The 15431-nt window shown below is 70.4% G+C and carries 16 protein-coding genes; 6 read left to right on the plus strand and 10 right to left on the minus strand.

Translation table 11 applies throughout. From position 1 onward, the window contains the following. Positions 1-220: 220 nt before the first annotated feature. From nspC to rpe, 3 genes are all read right to left on the minus strand, one after another. Positions 221-1444, minus strand: coding sequence for a carboxynorspermidine decarboxylase (gene nspC, locus BXU09_RS01660; RefSeq protein WP_078300157.1), 1224 nt, complete (start codon positions 1442-1444; stop codon positions 221-223). Between the two features lie 84 nt (positions 1445-1528). Further along, positions 1529-2257, minus strand: coding sequence for a 2-phosphosulfolactate phosphatase (locus BXU09_RS01665; RefSeq protein ID WP_078300159.1), 729 nt, complete (start codon positions 2255-2257; stop codon positions 1529-1531). Between the two features lies 1 nt (position 2258). Then, positions 2259-2933: a ribulose-phosphate 3-epimerase gene (rpe, locus tag BXU09_RS01670; RefSeq protein WP_078300161.1), complete on the minus strand. Its 675-nt coding sequence runs from the start codon at positions 2931-2933 to the stop codon at positions 2259-2261. A 279-nt stretch (positions 2934-3212) separates the two neighbouring features. On the opposite strand from rpe, the gene scpA reads away from it, so the two are divergent. The 4 genes from scpA to meaB are packed head-to-tail and all read left to right on the plus strand — an operon-like array spanning position 3213 to position 7291. After that, positions 3213-5363: a methylmalonyl-CoA mutase gene (gene scpA / locus BXU09_RS01675; RefSeq protein ID WP_078300163.1), complete on the plus strand. Its 2151-nt coding sequence runs from the start codon at positions 3213-3215 to the stop codon at positions 5361-5363. A gap of 37 nt (positions 5364-5400) precedes the next feature. After that, positions 5401-5814 carry a hypothetical protein gene (locus BXU09_RS01680; RefSeq protein WP_144011929.1) on the plus strand — a complete coding sequence of 138 codons (414 nt, stop codon included), beginning with the start codon at positions 5401-5403 and terminating at the stop codon, positions 5812-5814. Then, a complete protein-coding gene (locus BXU09_RS01685; RefSeq protein WP_078300168.1) occupies positions 5808-6344 on the plus strand; it encodes a hypothetical protein in 537 nt (178 codons plus the stop codon). The genes BXU09_RS01680 and BXU09_RS01685 overlap by 7 nt, the downstream gene beginning before the upstream one ends. Continuing rightward, a complete protein-coding gene (meaB, locus tag BXU09_RS01690; protein WP_078300170.1) occupies positions 6320-7291 on the plus strand; it encodes a methylmalonyl Co-A mutase-associated GTPase MeaB in 972 nt (323 codons plus the stop codon). The genes BXU09_RS01685 and meaB overlap by 25 nt, the downstream gene beginning before the upstream one ends. On the opposite strand, the gene BXU09_RS01695 is transcribed toward meaB, so the two are convergent. Then, complete coding sequence (locus tag BXU09_RS01695) at positions 7275-7913, minus strand: DNA-3-methyladenine glycosylase (RefSeq protein WP_078300172.1); 639 nt, start codon at positions 7911-7913, stop codon at positions 7275-7277. The genes meaB and BXU09_RS01695 overlap by 17 nt on opposite strands. Positions 7914-8162: 249 nt before the next feature. On the opposite strand from BXU09_RS01695, the gene BXU09_RS01700 reads away from it, so the two are divergent. Beyond that, positions 8163-9746, plus strand: a complete 1584-nt coding sequence (locus tag BXU09_RS01700) for a BCCT family transporter (RefSeq protein WP_240500924.1) — start codon at positions 8163-8165, stop codon at positions 9744-9746. A gap of 85 nt (positions 9747-9831) precedes the next feature. Here the strand turns inward: BXU09_RS01700 and BXU09_RS01705 are convergent, their stop codons facing one another. Genes BXU09_RS01705 through BXU09_RS01725 form a run of 5 tightly spaced genes read right to left on the minus strand, consistent with a single transcriptional unit; the run spans position 9832 to position 13459 of the window. Next, the gene (locus BXU09_RS01705; RefSeq protein ID WP_230271086.1) at positions 9832-10398 is read right to left on the minus strand and encodes a DUF5698 domain-containing protein; all 567 of its coding nucleotides are present in this window, start codon (positions 10396-10398) and stop codon (positions 9832-9834) included. Between the two features lie 34 nt (positions 10399-10432). Next, positions 10433-10807, minus strand: coding sequence for a hypothetical protein (locus tag BXU09_RS01710; RefSeq protein WP_078300176.1), 375 nt, complete (start codon positions 10805-10807; stop codon positions 10433-10435). 4 nt (positions 10808-10811) lie between these two features. Beyond that, positions 10812-11768 carry an ATP-binding cassette domain-containing protein gene (locus BXU09_RS01715; RefSeq protein ID WP_078300178.1) on the minus strand — a complete coding sequence of 319 codons (957 nt, stop codon included), beginning with the start codon at positions 11766-11768 and terminating at the stop codon, positions 10812-10814. 34 nt (positions 11769-11802) lie between these two features. Further along, positions 11803-12621, minus strand: a complete 819-nt coding sequence (locus BXU09_RS01720) for an ABC-2 family transporter protein (protein ID WP_240500926.1) — start codon at positions 12619-12621, stop codon at positions 11803-11805. Beyond that, entirely contained in the window at positions 12614-13459 is an 846-nt protein-coding gene (locus BXU09_RS01725) for an ABC-2 family transporter protein (RefSeq protein ID WP_240500929.1), read from the minus strand. Before BXU09_RS01725 ends, BXU09_RS01720 begins: the two co-directional genes overlap by 8 nt. A 182-nt stretch (positions 13460-13641) precedes the next feature. Here BXU09_RS01725 and BXU09_RS01730 point away from each other — a divergent pair, with 182 nt between their 5' ends. Continuing rightward, positions 13642-14373 carry a DUF937 domain-containing protein gene (locus tag BXU09_RS01730; RefSeq protein ID WP_078300180.1) on the plus strand — a complete coding sequence of 244 codons (732 nt, stop codon included), beginning with the start codon at positions 13642-13644 and terminating at the stop codon, positions 14371-14373. 91 nt (positions 14374-14464) lie between these two features. On the opposite strand, the gene cysK is transcribed toward BXU09_RS01730, so the two are convergent. After that, positions 14465-15421, minus strand: a complete 957-nt coding sequence (cysK, locus tag BXU09_RS01735) for a cysteine synthase A (protein WP_078300181.1) — start codon at positions 15419-15421, stop codon at positions 14465-14467. Positions 15422-15431 lie beyond the last annotated feature (10 nt).

Consider the following 15431-nt stretch of genomic DNA (forward strand, 5'->3'; position numbering starts at 1 on the left):
GACGCTACCCCAACAGGTTAATACCAGTCAGCCCGGCTGTTGGGTACCACGCGCCCGATCCGGGGACACCCTCACCTGCGCCCCCGCCACCCCCCGGCCTCCACCGCAACCCCACCGGCGCCGCACTGTGCGCGGCCCCCGGCGGGTGCCAATCAGCCCCCAGCAGACGGCGGCGCACCCCCCACCCCCGGGAGTGCGCCGCACACACGATCCGCCGCGTTCAGCTGAGTTTGGCCTTGAACTCCTCGTACCCGAAGGACTTCACGCACTCGTACGTGCCGTCCAGGTGCAGGATGCCGATGTCCGGGTGCTTGACCCCGTTGAAGAAGGTGGTCTTGACCATGGTGTAGTGGATCATGTCGTCGAACACCACGCGGTCCCCGATCTTCAGCGGCTGCGGGAACACGTACTCGCCGACCACGTCGCCCGCGAGGCAGGTCGTCCCGCCGATCAGGTACGGGTGGCCGCCCACGCCCTCGCTCGTCTCGCGGTGATGGTCGAGTTCCGGCGGGTCGCCTGCGCCCAGGATGCGGGGCCGGTACGGCATTTCCAGCACGTCCGGCATGTGCGCCGACACGCTGATGTCCAGCAGCAGGGCGTCTTTCACGTTATGCACCACGTCCAGCACGCTGCTCACCAGCCACCCGGTCTGCCAGCCGAACGCGCTGCCGGGCTCCAGGATCACGTGCACGCCCCACTTCTCGCGGAACGCGCGGACCACGCGGATCAGGCGCGGGATGTCATAGCCCTCGCGGGTCATCAGGTGCCCGCCCCCGAAGTTCACCCACTTCACCTGCGAGAGCACGTCCCCGAAGTTGCGTTCCAGCACCTCCAGCGTGCGCTCCAGCGTGTCGCTGTCCTTCTCGCACAGCGTGTGGAAGTGCAGGCCGTCCACGCCGTCCATCAGGTCCATGCGGAACTCCCGGCGCGTGACGCCCAGACGGGAAAACGGCCCGGCCGGGTTGTACAGGTCGGTCTCGACCTCGGCGTACTCCGGGTTCACGCGGATGCCCACATGCACCGTCCGGCCCGCCTCACGCGCTGCCAGCACCTGCGGTTTAAAGCGCTCCCACTGACTGAACGAGTTGAACACCAGATGATCCGCCAGTTCCAGCACCGCCGGGAACTCCGCGTCGCTGTACGCCGGGGCGTACACGTGCACCTCGCCCTGCATCTCCTCGCGCGCCAGACGCGCCTCGTTCAGGCTGCTGGCCGTCGCGCCCGTGATGCCGTACTCGCGCAGCAGCGGGAACGCCGACCACATCGAGAAGCCCTTGAACGCCACGATGATCTGCGCGCCGCTCTCGCGCTGCACATGCGAGATCAGGGCCAGATTCCGGCGCAGGCGGGACTCGTCCAGTACGAACGCTGGACTGGGAATCGCCGCCCAGTCCACGGAATCCACGGGCGTCACGGCAGGCAGGGCAAAATCAATTACAGTCACGCCCCACAGCCTAACCGCTGCGGGGCGCGCCGAAGGTCAGCGGGCGTTCAGTGATCCCTGGGATCAGGGGCGCCGCCCGGCAGATCACCCGGCAATGAATTTCAGGGTCTGTTCGGGGGTGCTGTCGTCGCGGGTCAGCGTCGGGACGATGGTGCTGGTGCTCAGGCCGGCGGCGTAGCGGACGTCCTCGCTGAGGCCCAGGCGGCTCAGGTGGGCGCCGTGACCGCTGCTGCCCAGCGCCTCCAGGGGGTTGCCGCCGTTGCGGCGCACGGTCAGGGCGATGCGGGCGCCGTCGTCGATGCTGAATTCACCCATGGCGAGCAGGTACTCGGCAATGACCCCGGCGGCGTACACGTCTTCCAGGCCGACGTGGTTGTCGGTGCCGGCGCACACGATGGCGATTTCCTCGGTGGCGGTGGCGCGGGCGCGGCGGGCGGCGGCGTGCGCGTTCGTGAGGGCCGCGAGGAACACGTGCTTGCCGCTCTGCGCGGCGGTGTGGGCGGCGCCGGTGCCGTTGGTGGTGTTCATGACGACCGTCTTGCCGGTGAAGTTCTGCCCGGCGGCCTCGACGGGGCTGTTTCCGAAGTCGAAGCCGGGGATGGGCAGGCCGCCGCGTTCCCCGCCGAGCAGGTAGGGGGTGCTTTCGCCTTCGGGTCGCAGGGCCAGGGCGACTTCGGGGGTGGCGGTCAGGAGCAGGGCGTCCGCGCCGCGTTCGAGGTACGCGACGGCGGTGGTGGTGGCGCGCAGCACGTCCATGATGACGACCACGTCGGGGTAGTTGCCGTGGGGAAGAAGATCGACGCGGAGGCGCATGTTACTTCAGGGCCTCGCGCAGGCGTTCCAGGCCGGCCTGGGCGCCGCCGGGACCGAAGACGGCGCTGCCCGCCACGAGGTTGCTCGCCCCGGCGTTCACGACGGCGCGGGCGTTGGTGGGGCCCACGCCGCCGTCGACCTGCAACTCGGCGGCGCTGCCGAGTTCGTCCAGCCAGCGGCGGACGGTGCGGATGCGCTCGAGGCTGTGCGGGATGAATTTCTGGCCGCCGAAGCCGGGGTTGACGCTCATGATCAGGACGAGGTCCACGTCGGGCAGGAGGGGGCGGAGCGTTTCGAGGGGCGTGCCGGGGTTGAGGGTCACGCCGGCCTTCTTGCCGAGTTCGCGGATCTGCTGGACGGCGCGGTGGATGTGCGGGGTGCTCTCGACGTGGACGGTCAGGCCGTCGGCTCCGGCGTCGGCGAAGTCGCGCAGGTAGCGTTCGGGGCGGTCGATCATGAGGTGGACGTCCATGAACAGGGGGCTGGCGGCGCGGGCGGCGGCGAGGATGGGGAGGCCGAAGGAGATGTTCGGCACGAACTGGCCGTCCATCACGTCAACGTGCGCCCAGTCGGCGCCGGCGATGGCCTGGAGTTCCTCGCCGAGGCGGCTGAAGTCGCTCGCGAGGAGGCTCGGGGCGAGAAGTACGCGCCGGGGGGTGTCGGATTCGGCAGTCACGCCGGTCAGTCTAACATTCCTCACGTTACGTCTGGAACAGACCCTCCGGGCTTTGTTCTACGTGAAATGAAATCCGGCGGGTTTGCACGCAACTGCCAACCCCCGCCCCGGCCCTGGTCCGGCCCCGGCTGTCACGCCGCCGGGAACGCCGGACCACGCGCACGACCCTAACGCACGTTTGGCCGCGTGGCATGATGGACGCATCAAGTTGCACGCCCGGCGCGCCCTGTGCGGCGCGGCGCTTCCCCTCCATTCCCGACCCGCCGGAGGTCCCCCTCAATGACCGATTCTGCCCACCCACCGGCCGACCTGAACGCCTGGAAAACCCTGGCCCGCAAGGACCTGCGCGGCGCGGAACCCGACAGCCTGAACCGCGTGACGCCCGAGGGCCTGACCCTGAAGGCCCTGTACACCCGCGCCGACACGGACGGTCTGGACGCCGATACCGTGCCGGGCCTGCCACCGTTCACGCGCGGCCCCAGGGCCACCATGTACGCCGCGCGCCCCTGGACCATCCGCCAGTACGCGGGCTTCAGCACCGCCGAGGCCAGCAACGCCTTCTACCGCCGGAACCTTGCGGCCGGGCAGAAGGGCCTGTCGGTGGCCTTCGATCTCGCCACGCACCGCGGGTACGACAGCGACCACCCGCGCGTCGTGGGGGATGTGGGCAAGGCCGGGGTCGCCATCGACTCCGTCGAGGACATGAAGGTGCTGTTCGACGGCATCCCCCTGTCAGAGATGTCGGTGTCCATGACCATGAACGGCGCGGTCCTGCCGATCCTGGCGGGGTACATCGTGGCCGGGCTGGAGCAGGGCGCCACGCTGGATCAGCTGTCGGGCACCATCCAGAACGACATCCTCAAAGAGTTCATGGTGCGCAACACGTACATCTACCCGCCGGCACCCAGCATGCGGATCATCGCGGACATCATCGAGTTCACGGCGCAGCAGATGCCGCGCTTCAACTCCATTTCCATCAGCGGGTACCACATTCAAGAGGCCGGAGCGAACGCCGCGCTGGAACTCGCTTACACCCTCGCGGACGGGCTGGAGTACGTGAAGGCCGCGCTGGGCAAGGGCCTGCACATCGACGAGTTCGCGCCGCGCCTGAGTTTCTTCTTTGGGATCGGCATGAACTTCTACACCGAGGTCGCCAAACTGCGCGCCGCGCGGCTGCTCTGGAGCGAACTGATCGCCCCGTTCGGCCCGCAGAACCCCATGAGCCGCGCCCTGCGCACCCACTGCCAGACGAGCGGCTGGTCCCTGACCGAACAGGACCCCTACAACAACGTCATCCGCACGACCGTCGAGGCGATGGCAGCCGTGTTCGGCGGCACGCAGAGCCTGCACACCAATTCCTTCGACGAGGCCATCGGGCTGCCCACCGACTTCAGCGCCCGGATCGCCCGCAACACGCAGCTGGTCATCCAGGAGGAAACCGGCATCCCGCACGTCATCGACCCCTGGGGCGGCAGTTACCTGATGGAACGCCTCACGCACGACCTCGCTCAGAAAGCCCGTGAACTGATGCGGGAAGTCGAGGAACTGGGCGGCATGGCAAAGGCCATCGAGAGCGGCGTGCCGAAACTCCGGATCGAGGAATCGGCGGCGCGCAAGCAGGCCCGCATCGACCGGGGCGAGGACGTGATCGTCGGCGTGAACAAGTACCGCCCCACGCAGGACACCCCGGTGGACGTGCTGGACATCGACAACGCCGCCGTGCGCGACTCGCAGATCGAACGCCTGAACCGCGTGAAGGCCAGCCGCGACAATGCCGCCGTGCAGGCCGCGCTGGACGCCCTGGAACACGCCGCCCGCACCGGGTCAGGCAACCTGCTGGCCCTGAGCGTCACCGCCATGCAGGCCCGCTGCACGGTCGGCGAGATCAGCGACGCGCTCGAACGCGTCTGGGGCCGCCACGCCGCCGAGATCCGCACCCTGAGCGGCGTGTACGCCGCCGGGTACGACGGCGACGAGGGCTTCAACGCCCTGAAAGGCGAGATCGAAGCCTTCGCCGAGGCCGAAGGCCGCCGCCCCCGCATCCTGGTCGTGAAGATGGGCCAGGACGGCCACGACCGGGGCGCGAAGGTCATCGCCACCGGATTCGCCGACCTGGGCTTCGACGTGGACGTCGGCCCGCTGTTCCAGACGCCCGAGGAGGCCGCGCGGCAGGCCGTCGAGAACGACGTGCACGTGGTCGGCGTGAGCAGTCAGGCCGCCGGACACAAGACCCTGGTCCCGCAGCTGATCGCCGCGCTGCGCGAACAGGGCGCCGGTGACATCCTGGTCGTCGTGGGCGGCGTGATCCCGCAGCAGGACTACCCCGCGCTGCGCGAGGCGGGCGCGGCCGGCATCTTCGGCCCCGGCACGCCCATCCTCAGCAGCGCCCGCGAGGTACTGAGACTGCTGCGGGAACGCGAACTGGCATGAGTGCAACCTCTGCCGCCTCCCCCGCGTACCTGCCCGCATGCTGAAGCGACTGAGGGCTGTGGTGGCGTGTGCCGTGCTGGGCATGGCGGGTGCGGTAGGTACAACCCTGCCCGCGCCGCCGGCGGGGCCGCCCGCGCAGGTGGGCGGACTGCGGGTGTGCGAGCGGGGCGACACGACGTACCTGCTGGACCGCTCGGGCCGGGTGCGGAGCCTGACATACATGCGGCTGGTGCCGGACAACCGGTTGTGGGTGCGGCAGAGTTACGACCGCGCCGGGCGTCTGACGGGGCTCAGCGTGAACTGGAGTGGCTTCTCGGGTCGCCTGCTGGACGTGCGCGGCGCGTTCGACGCGCAGGGGCGACTGGTGAAGGAGACGGGCTTCCGGGCGCGGGACGTGACGACGCCGCTGGGGTCGTACCTGCGCGCGGTGCCGAAAGGAGTGAAATGCTGAAACAGACGCTGCTGGCGCTGTGCCTGACCGCGCCGCTGTCGGGTGGGGCGGCCCTGGCGGGCGGGACGGGCGGCCCGGTCACCCTTTCCCCTGCCGCGTCCGCGCGGGCGGTCGTGACCGGGAACGACGCGGCGCTGGGCGGGTGGCGGGCGTTCCAGGGCTCGTCCATGCCCTGCATCATGGACGCGTTCTTCGACGTGCAGACCTGGACGGACACGCGCGGCACGGTGCGGCGACTGGTGCTGCGCGCCGCGTCCGGCTGGAACCCGGACCGGACCGAGCAGCGCATCGACTGGGACGACGCGGGCCGCCCCCGCGCGTACAGCTGGGCGCTGCGCCGCGTGTCTGGTCAGGACACGGTGGCCGCGCGGATAGAGCTGCTGATCGGCCCCGACGGGCAGGTCGTGCAGACCCGCGAGTGGGGCGACGTGCAGCCCCAGGACCGCATCCCCTGGCCGACCCTGGAGCGGGAACTGCGTCCCGCCGAGCTGATAGAGAGGTTCACGTGCCCGCCGCTCCGCATCCCCTGACCCTGCCGCTCCTGTCGGGGAACCGGCGGGCGCTGGCGAAGGCGATCACGCTGTCCGAGTCCACGCGGCCCGAGCATGAGGCACAGGCGCAGGCACTCCTCTCGGAGGTGCTGCCGCGTGCGGGGCGGTCGGTACGGATCGGCCTGACGGGCGTGCCGGGCGTGGGCAAGAGCACGTTCATCGAGGCGCTGGGCGTTCGACTGGCCGACGCGGGGCACCGGGTGGCGGTGCTGGCGGTGGACCCCAGCAGCGCCCGCACGGGCGGGAGCATCATGGGCGACAAGACCCGCATGCCCCGGCTGACGGTGCATCCGAATGCCTTCATCCGCCCCAGCCCGAGCGGGGGCACGCTGGGCGGCGTGGCGCGCCGCACGCGGGAGGCGGTCACGCTGTGCGAGGCGGCCGGGTACGACGTGATCCTGGTCGAGACGGTGGGTGTGGGTCAGAGTGAAACGCAGGTGGCGGCCATGACCGACCTGTTCGTGCTGCTGACCCTCCCGAACGCGGGGGATGAGTTGCAGGGTATCAAGCGCGGGATCATGGAACTCGCGGACGTGTGCGTGGTGAACAAGGCCGACACGAACCCGCAGGCGGCGGTGCGCGCCCAGACGGAGTTACGGACGGCGTTGACGCTGCTCACGCCGCACGACGCGCCGTGGCGGCCGGTGGCGCTGCGGGCGTCCGCGCTGACGGGTGAGGGCCTGGACGGGGTGTGGGACGCCGTGGAGGCCTACCGCGAGGCGGTCGATCTGCGCGTGAAACGCCAGGGGCAGGCGGCGCAGTGGTTTGACGAGCTGCTGCGCGAGGCGGCGTGGCGGGCGTTCCAGACGGGCCTCGACCCGGCGCGGCTGCAGGGGCTGCGCGCGGAAGTGGCGGAGGGTCGCCTGACGGCGGTGCAGGGCGTGGCGGCGCTGCTGGGTGGCCCTGCCCCTACTCCCCGGAGCTGACGCTCAGGTCCATGCTGGGCGTGGCGGGCGACACCCAGGGGTTGCCGCGAATGGTGAAGCGCCACGGGAGGTTGCGACCCTCGCGGATACCGATGCGGGCCGTGACCTCCACCTGCTCGTCCGGCAGGGGGGCGGGGGGTGGCAGCAGGTGCAGTTCCGGGGCGTTCACGGGCCGCCCGGTGATCTGCGCGGGGTCCAGGCCCAGGGCGTAGACCAGTTTGGCGGGGCCGTTCGTCAGGTCCCGTTCGCGGGTGACGGGCCGGAAGTTCAGCATCTGAGCCAGGCCGTGGGTGGGTTGCAGGGCGCGGATCAGGACGCTGGCGGCCACGCCCTGTTCGCGGCAGGCGACCTGAAGCAGCGGATGGCCGTGCGCGGTCCAGAACAGCCACTGGCCGGGCCGCACGGCCATGTCGGCGCTGCGGGCGGCGTGGAAACGTCCGGCGGTGCAGGCGGGGTCGCGGGGGCAGTCGTAGGCTTCGAGTTCCACGATGGTGCCCATGAGGCTGATTCCCACCGTGCCCTCATGGTCGGGCAGGTGGCGGATCAGGGTGCCGCCCAGCAGGTTCCGGGCGATCTGCACGGGATTCCCGTTGAAATGGGCGGGCGGCAGGGGGGCGGTCATGCCCCGAGCCTACCGCGCGGTCAGTCAGGTCGGCCTTCAGGGAACCGCCTCATGACCCTCATGAGGCGTGGGTAAGGTGACGGGCCGCCCCCGTGACCACCGGTCAGCCAGGGGGGTCCATCCGCCTCTCCGCGCGGCACGCCACGAAACCACACCGGACCGGTCCACGGCCCGGCAGGGTCACCGGGCAAGCCAGACGGACCGTTGCCTTTCCCGTCGCGCGGCGGCGCCCGGACACACTGCCCCGCAGTGCCCACCCGACTCCCGGACGTCCCGACTGCCGCGACCCTGACCCTGGAGGTTCATTCCGTGGTTCTGTCCCTTTCCATGGCGATCATCGCCGTCTGCGTGCTGTGGGGCCTGCTGAATCCCGACGGATTCGGCGCCGCCGCCACGGCCGCCATGACCTTCACCACCGAGAGTTTCGGCTGGTACTACCTGCTGGCCGTGCTGGCCTTCCTGATCTTCTGCGTGTACCTGGCGTTCAGCCGTCACGGGAGCGTGAAGCTGGGCCGGGACGACGCGGAACCCGAGTTCAGCCGCTCCTCGTGGTTCGCCATGCTGTTCAGTGCCGGCATGGGCATCGGGCTGGTGTTCTGGGGCGTGGCCGAACCCGTCTCGCACTACCTGACCCCACCCGGCAACGTGGAAGCGCAGACGGCCGACGCGGCCCGCACGGCCCTGAAGTACTCGTTCTTCCACTGGGGCCTGCACCCCTGGGCGATCTACAGCGTGGTCGCCCTGAGCATCGCCTACTTCTCGTTCCGGCGCGGCGAGAAGGCCCTGATCAGCCGCACCTTCCGGCCGCTGCTGGGCGACCGGGTCGAGGGTCCGATCGGGAAACTGATCGACGTGCTGGCGATCATCGCGACCGTGTTCGGCGTGGCCGCCTCGCTGGGTTTCGGGGCGGTGCAGATCAACAGTGGCCTGAACAGCGCCTTCGGCCTCAGCGTGGGTGTGCCCACGCAACTGACGATCATCGGGGTGGTCACGGTCCTGTACCTGATCAGCGCCTCGACCGGGCTGACGCGGGGCATTCAGATTCTCTCGAACACCAACATGGTCCTGGCCGCGCTACTGATGCTGGCCGTGTTCGTGCTGGGCCCCACGCGCTTCCTGCTGGAGACCTTCACCACCAGTGTCGGCGGGTACGCGCAGGACCTCGTGAACATGAGTACCCGCCTGACCCCGTTCAGCGGGAACACCTGGGTGGGCGGCTGGACGCTGTTCTACTGGGCGTGGTGGATCGCCTGGGCTCCGTTCGTGGGCCTGTTCATCGCGCGCATCTCGCGCGGGCGGACCATCAAGGAGTTCGTGACCGGCGTGCTGCTGGTGCCCAGTCTGGTCAGTTTCGCGTGGTTCAGCGTGTTCGGTGGCAGCGCCCTGCAGAAATCCCTCGCCGGTGACGGCGCCGTCATGGCCGCCACGAAAGCAGACGTGTCTACCGCGCTGTTCGCGCTGCTGGGGCACTTCCCGCTGAGCGGCGTGCTGGTCGTCCTGGCGACCCTGCTGATCGCGTCGTTCTTCATTACCAGCGCCGACTCGGCCACGTACGTGCTGGGCAGCCTGTCCAGCGAGGGCAGCGAGAACCCCAGCGGCCGCGTGAAGCTCGGCTGGGGTGTGTTGCAGAGCCTGATCGCGGTGGCGCTGCTGCTCAGCGGCGGCCTGAGCGGGCTGCAGAACGCCAGTATCGTGGCGGCCCTGCCGTTCAGCGTGATCATGCTGGGCATGTGCGTCTCGCTGATGCGCGCCCTGCAGAGCGAGAACCGCACGCCCCGCCCCGCCAGCGCGGCCCCCTCCCCCACCGACCCGGTAACCCCACCCAACCACTGAGCCGGGAACGATCAGGCGGGGCCGCTTCCATCCACCGGAGGCGGCCCCACTTTCTGTCCAGTGCCGGCAGGCCGCTGCCCACTGCCTATTTCCGGATCATCCGGAAGCGCCGTGACAGGCGGTCCTCGCGGGTGGCGACCTCCTGAAGCTGCGCGGTGGTGACTTCCTCGACCGTGATGAACGCCTTGGGGTAGGTGCCCTCGATGACGCGCAGCGCGGCGCGGAGTTTCTTGCGGGCGATGACGCTGAACATCACGCGGACCTCGCCGTCGCGGCCGCTGGCGTTCACGGTGGTCACGAAGAATCCGGCCTGCCGCAGCGCGTCCTGCACGTCCGGGGCGCTGACGGGCACGATGACGCGCAGCACGACCTTCCCGACCGCCAGCCAGCGTTCGATGTTCGCGCCGAGCATGGTGCCGGTGGCGTACCCGCCGGCGTACGCGACAAACTGGATGGGGCTCTCGAGTTTGCCCAGCACCTGCGCGGCCGCGACCAGCCAGATCAGCGATTCGAAGAAACTCAGCACGCCCGCCAGTCGGCGTTTACCGCGCACCAGCATCCCGATACGCAGCGTGCCCAGCGAGACGTCCACGATTCTCAGGGCGAAGATGAGCAGTGCGCCCAGCAGCATGTCCAGGGTCAGGCCTTCCACGCCCGCAGCCTAGGTAAGGCCCCCATGAGAAGGGTCAGCGGCGGCGCGACAGCAGCGGCGGCAGCCCGCAGACGACCGTGTTCAGTGCGAGTCCTATCCACTGGGAGGTGGCGACCGGCCGTCCCAGGAGCAGTTGCAGCGTCGTGTGCGACACCAGCACGGTCCACAGGGTCAGCATGATCGGCCCCGCCGGCCATGTGCCGGGGACCGCTCGCGTGCGCCAGACGGTGGCGGCACTCCAGATCAGCCCGGCGACCGGCAGCGCCGCGAGTACCAGCCGCAGGGCGCGGTCCTCCGGGATGAGGATCAGGGACAGGGTGTTGGCGGCCACCGCGAAGGTCAGGACCACCAGGAACAGCGTGCCGGTGCTGACGCTGGGGGGCGGGCCGGAGTGGTCGGCGTCGGTCACGCCTCTACCGTACCCCGGCGCGCAGCAGGTCGCCCTCGTAGATGCGGCGGATGGTGGCCTCGATGTCCGGTTCGCGCACGGTCAGGTCGCGGACGGGAGCGTGCGCGGTGACGCGGGCGATGGGGTCCGCAGCGGCGCCCGTGAAGGCGTAGGTGGCGCGGCCCGCGTCGCTGCTCAGGAGGGTCAGGCCCGGCACGCTGGCGTCCGGGACGGGTTCACTGAACTCCACGTGCAGTTCGCGGTGCGAGCCGTACCGCGCCTGCAGGTGCGCCAGCTGGCCGTCGAACAGCAGTTGCCCGTGGTCGATGATCAGCACCCGCCCGGCGAGGCGCTGCACGTCGCCCAGGTCGTGGGTGGTGAGCAGCACCGTGACGCCGCGCTCGCGGCCCACATGCGCGATGAATTCACGCAGGCGTTCCTTGGCGACCACGTCCAGGCCGACGGTGGGTTCGTCCAGGAACAGCAGCTCCGGGTCGTGCAGCAGCGCGGCGGCCAGGTCGGCGCGCATCCGCTGGCCCAGCGACAGGGCGCGGGCGGGGGTGTGCAGGAACGGCCCGAGGTCCAGCAGGTCCGTGAAGGTGTCCAGGTTCTCCTGCCAGCGGGCGTGCGGAATGCGGTACACGTGCCGCAGCAGGCGCAGGCTCTCGATGACCGGCAGGTCCCACCAGAGGGTGGTGCGCTGCCCGAACACCGCCCCCAGCCGCGCGACGTGGCGGCGGCGGTCCTGCCAGGGCGTCAGGCCGCCCACCGTGACCACGCCGCTGTCGGGCACGAGCAGGCCGGTGAGGATCTTGACGGTGGTGCTCTTGCCCGCCCCGTTCGGCCCGAGGTACCCGACGATCTCGCCGCGCGGAATGTGGAAGGACACGTCCCGGACGGCCTCGTGCGTGCGCCGCCCCGCGCTCAGGAAGCGGCCGGTGCGGGTGGTGAAGGTCTTGTGCAGGTGCTCGACGTGAATCATGGGGTGCCTCCTTTCGGGTCTATGGCGAGCGGTTTCATGTCCCGGTGCCCTGGTAGTGCCGCACGCCGACGCGCCAGAACGCGAAGGCCCCGGCCAGCACGAGCGGCCCAGCCAGCGGCCCGAGCAGCGCGGCCCCCTCGGGCAGACCGTCGGGCAGGGGGCGGCCAAGCAGGTGCAGGGCGGGCAGGTACGACAGGAACGCGGCGGGAATCAGGTACGTGAAGATGCGGCGCAGCCACGCGCCGTAGATGTCCATGGGGTAGCTGATCAGGGTGCGGCCGCCGTAGGTGAGGACGTTCATGGCCTCGACGCTGTCCACCGTCCAGAACGTCAGGGTGCCGCCGATGACGAACAGCCCGCCGAAGAAGCAGATCATGCCCAGCACCGAGGCGAGCAGCAGCGCGGCCGTTTCCGGGCTGGCGGCCAGCGGCGCGTGCATGAGGCCGTACCCGACAATGGCGGCGGCGAGCAGCACGCGCGGAAGGCGGCGCAGCGCGAAGTCCGACGCGAACACCTGCAACGTCAGCGGGGCGGGACGCAGCAGGAAGGTGCTGAACGAACCGCTGCGGACGTGCGCGGACAGGTTGGGCGCGTCGAAACCCCCGAACAGGATGTCCATCAGGACGAACGCGAGTTCCGCGAGGCCGTACAGCAGGCAGATCTCCGCGAAGCTCCAGCCGCCCAGCCCGCCGAAGCGCGGCAGAACCAGCGCCAGGGCGGCGAACTCGGCGGCGGTGATCAGCAGGCTGCCCAGCGCGTCCAGCAGGAACGAGGTGCGGTGCGCGCCCTGCGAGCGGATCTGCGCGCCCAGCAGCCGCGCGTACAGGCTCAGGTGCCATTTCAGGTCAGCCACCGGCGACCTCCAGCCGCCGCAGGCCCGCGCGCAGCGTGAACTGGCAGGTCAGCAGCAGCGCCAACGTCCAGCCCAGTTGCGCGCCCAGTGCCGCCCACGCCGCGCCACCCGTGGTGACGCCCACCCAGAGTTCCAGGGTGGTGTTCAGCATGCCCGGAAACGGCGTCCAGGCCAGCGCCGCGCGAAAACCTTCCGGGAAGAACGCCAGCGGCATCAGGAACCCGCAGCCCAGACCCAGCAGCGCCCACGCGAAGCGCCCGAAGCCCACGGCGTCCGGCGACCAGAACGCCGCGCAGTTCACGAGAAAGCGGAACAGGAACCCCAGCGCCCAGGCCAGCAGGACACTCAGGATCACCTGCGCCCACGCCAGCGGGCCGGGCGGCCAGTTCAGGCCCCAGATGACCTGGAAGATCAGCAGCATCGGCAGGCCGCGCAGCACCAGCTGTCCCAGCGCCCGCCCGGCGTCCTGCGCGGCCCAGAAGCCCAGCAGGCTGGCGGGGCGCAGCAGGTCGGACGTGACCTCGCCCCGGTGGACGGCGCGCATGAAGTCGAACCAGCCGAACAGGCTGAAGGCCATGATGAACGCCTGGGTCAGGCCGGTGTACGTGATGGCGTCCTGCGGGGTGTACCCGGCCACCTGCGGGCGGGTGCCGAAGAGTGCCAGCAGCACCGCGACGCGCAGCAGCCCGAAAAACGCGTTGGTGATCAGGCCCCACAGCGCCGCCTGCGGGTACGCGAACTGCCGCCGGAAGCCCAGCCGCGCCACCGCCCAGGGCAGCGCCAGCCGGGACAGACGTGAAAGGCAGCCCCCCATGGGGGGGGCAGGCATGGTGGTCATAGGTTCCCTCCTCCAGTTGCCGAACTGGAAGCGTTCAGGCTACAGGCGCGGGGATGGGCGTGGAATACGCCGTGTGGCCGAGCGACCGGCGTTCTACGTCAGGGATTCCTGAAGGACCCCCGACGGGGGCGGGGCGCGCGCGGGGTACGCTGAATGCACTTCACCAACCGGAGGAACACACCATGATGGACATCTTCAACATGCTCGGCGGAATGGGACAGGCGCAGCAGACTGTCGCGCGGCAGACCGGGGCCAGCCCGGACCAGACGCAGGCGGCCATGCAGGCGGCGCTGCCGCTGCTGCTGGGCGCCCTGACCCGCAACGCCACGCAGCCCGGCGGCCTGGACGCCCTGAGCGGCGCCCTGAACCGCCACGATGGCAGCGCCCTGGACGCCTTCACGCAGGGGCAGGCGCCCGACACGCAGGACGGCCAGAAGATCCTGGGGCACGTGTTCGGAGGGCAGCAGACCCAGGCGGCGCAGGCCGTCAGCCGACGCGCCGGGATCGACCCGCAGATGGCCATGCAGATCATGAGCATGCTGGCCCCGCTGGTGCTGGCGTACCTGAGCCGCCAGAAGCAGGGGCAGGGAACGCAGGGTGGCGGCGCCGACCTGGGCAGCGTCCTGGGCGGCCTGCTCGGTGGCGGCGCGGCCGGTGGACTGGGCGGCATGCTCGGCGGGATGCTGGGCGGCGGCGCACAGCCTCAAGCGCAGACCGGCCGCGCACCGGCCTCCACGGGCGGCGACCTGGGCGGCCTGCTGGGCAGCGTCCTGGGCGGCGGGCAGCAGCAGCAGACGGCCCCGGCCGGCGGCGGCCTGATGGGCACCCTGAACCGCGCGCTGGACAGTGACGGGGACGGCAGCGCCCTGGACGACCTGATCGGCATGTTCGGCGGTTCCGGCCAGCGCCGCTGACTCCACCGGCGCCGGGGCGGGTGGGCACATCGCTCACCCGCCCCGGCGTCTGTTTCCCCGTGTTCAGTCGGCGGCCCTCAGTTTGCGGCGCTCAGCTGTCCGTGCGTTCGCGTGAGCGGGGACGGTAGCCGGGCGGGGTGTCCTGCTCGCTCTGGAACAGACTGGTCGTCAGGTAACGGGCGCCGGTGTCGCAGGCGATGGTCGCCACGCGCTTTCCCGGCCCCAGGCGGCGGGCGACGTCCAGCGCGGCCCAGGCCATCGCGCCGCTGCTCATGCCCACGAAGATGCCTTCCTCGCGTGCCAGGCGACGGGCCAGCGGGTAGGCGTCCTCCTCCCACACCGCGATCACGTCGTCGATGACGCTGCGGTCCAGGTTGGCAGGTACGAAACCGGGCCCCATGCCCTGGAAGCCATGCTCGCCGCGTTCGCCGCCGCTCAGGACGTTGCTGCGGGCGGGTTCGCAGGCGATGATCTGCACCGCCGGATTCATGCGCTTGAGGTAACGACCGACGCCACTGATGGTGCCGCCGGTGCCGCTGCCGTACACGAACGCGTCGATGCGGCCCTCCATCTGCTCCCACAGTTCCGGGCCGGTCGTGGCCTCGTGCACGGCGGGGTTGGCGGGGTTGGTGAACTGGCCCATCATGACCGCGCCGGTGCGCTCGGCGATGGCCTCGGCCTCCTCGATGGCGGCCAGCATGCGCCGCTCGGGGTCGGTCAGGACGAGTTCCGCGCCGTACGCCGCGAGCGTGCGCTTGCGTTCCTCGCTCATCTGGGCGGGCATGCACAGGATCAGCCGGTAGCCCTTGGCGGCCGCCACCTGCGCCAGCCCGATGCCGGTGTTGCCGCTGGTGGGTTCCACGATGGTCCCGCCGGGTTTCAGCAGGCCGCGCCGTTCGGCGTCCTCGACCAGTCCCAGCGCGGTGCGGTCCTTGATGCTCCCGCCGGGGTTCTGGCCCTCCAGTTTCACGAACACGTCGGCCATGCCGGGTTCCGTGACGCGTTGCAACTGCACCAGGGGCGTGTGGCCGATGAGCGACTCGATCATGCCGCCCAGG

It is taken from the genome of Deinococcus sp. LM3 (assembly GCF_002017875.1).
Lineage (GTDB): Bacteria > Deinococcota > Deinococci > Deinococcales > Deinococcaceae > Deinococcus.

Excerpts from the sequence above, each read along its gene's own strand:
- BXU09_RS01730 (WP_078300180.1), top strand. The coding sequence starts at position 13,642 with ATGATGGACATCTTCAACATGCTCGGCGGAATGGGACAGGCGCAGCAG.
- BXU09_RS01680 (WP_144011929.1), top strand. The coding sequence starts at position 5,401 with ATGCTGAAGCGACTGAGGGCTGTGGTGGCGTGTGCCGTGCTGGGCATG.
- BXU09_RS01715 (WP_078300178.1), bottom strand. The coding sequence starts at position 11,768 with ATGATTCACGTCGAGCACCTGCACAAGACCTTCACCACCCGCACCGGC.
- scpA (WP_078300163.1), top strand. The coding sequence starts at position 3,213 with ATGACCGATTCTGCCCACCCACCGGCCGACCTGAACGCCTGGAAAACC.
- BXU09_RS01685 (WP_078300168.1), top strand. The coding sequence starts at position 5,808 with ATGCTGAAACAGACGCTGCTGGCGCTGTGCCTGACCGCGCCGCTGTCG.
- cysK (WP_078300181.1), bottom strand. The coding sequence starts at position 15,421 with ATGATCGAGTCGCTCATCGGCCACACGCCCCTGGTGCAGTTGCAACGC.
- BXU09_RS01695 (WP_078300172.1), bottom strand. The coding sequence starts at position 7,913 with ATGACCGCCCCCCTGCCGCCCGCCCATTTCAACGGGAATCCCGTGCAG.
- BXU09_RS01665 (WP_078300159.1), bottom strand. The coding sequence starts at position 2,257 with ATGCGCCTCCGCGTCGATCTTCTTCCCCACGGCAACTACCCCGACGTG.
- BXU09_RS01725 (WP_240500929.1), bottom strand. The coding sequence starts at position 13,459 with ATGACCACCATGCCTGCCCCCCCCATGGGGGGCTGCCTTTCACGTCTG.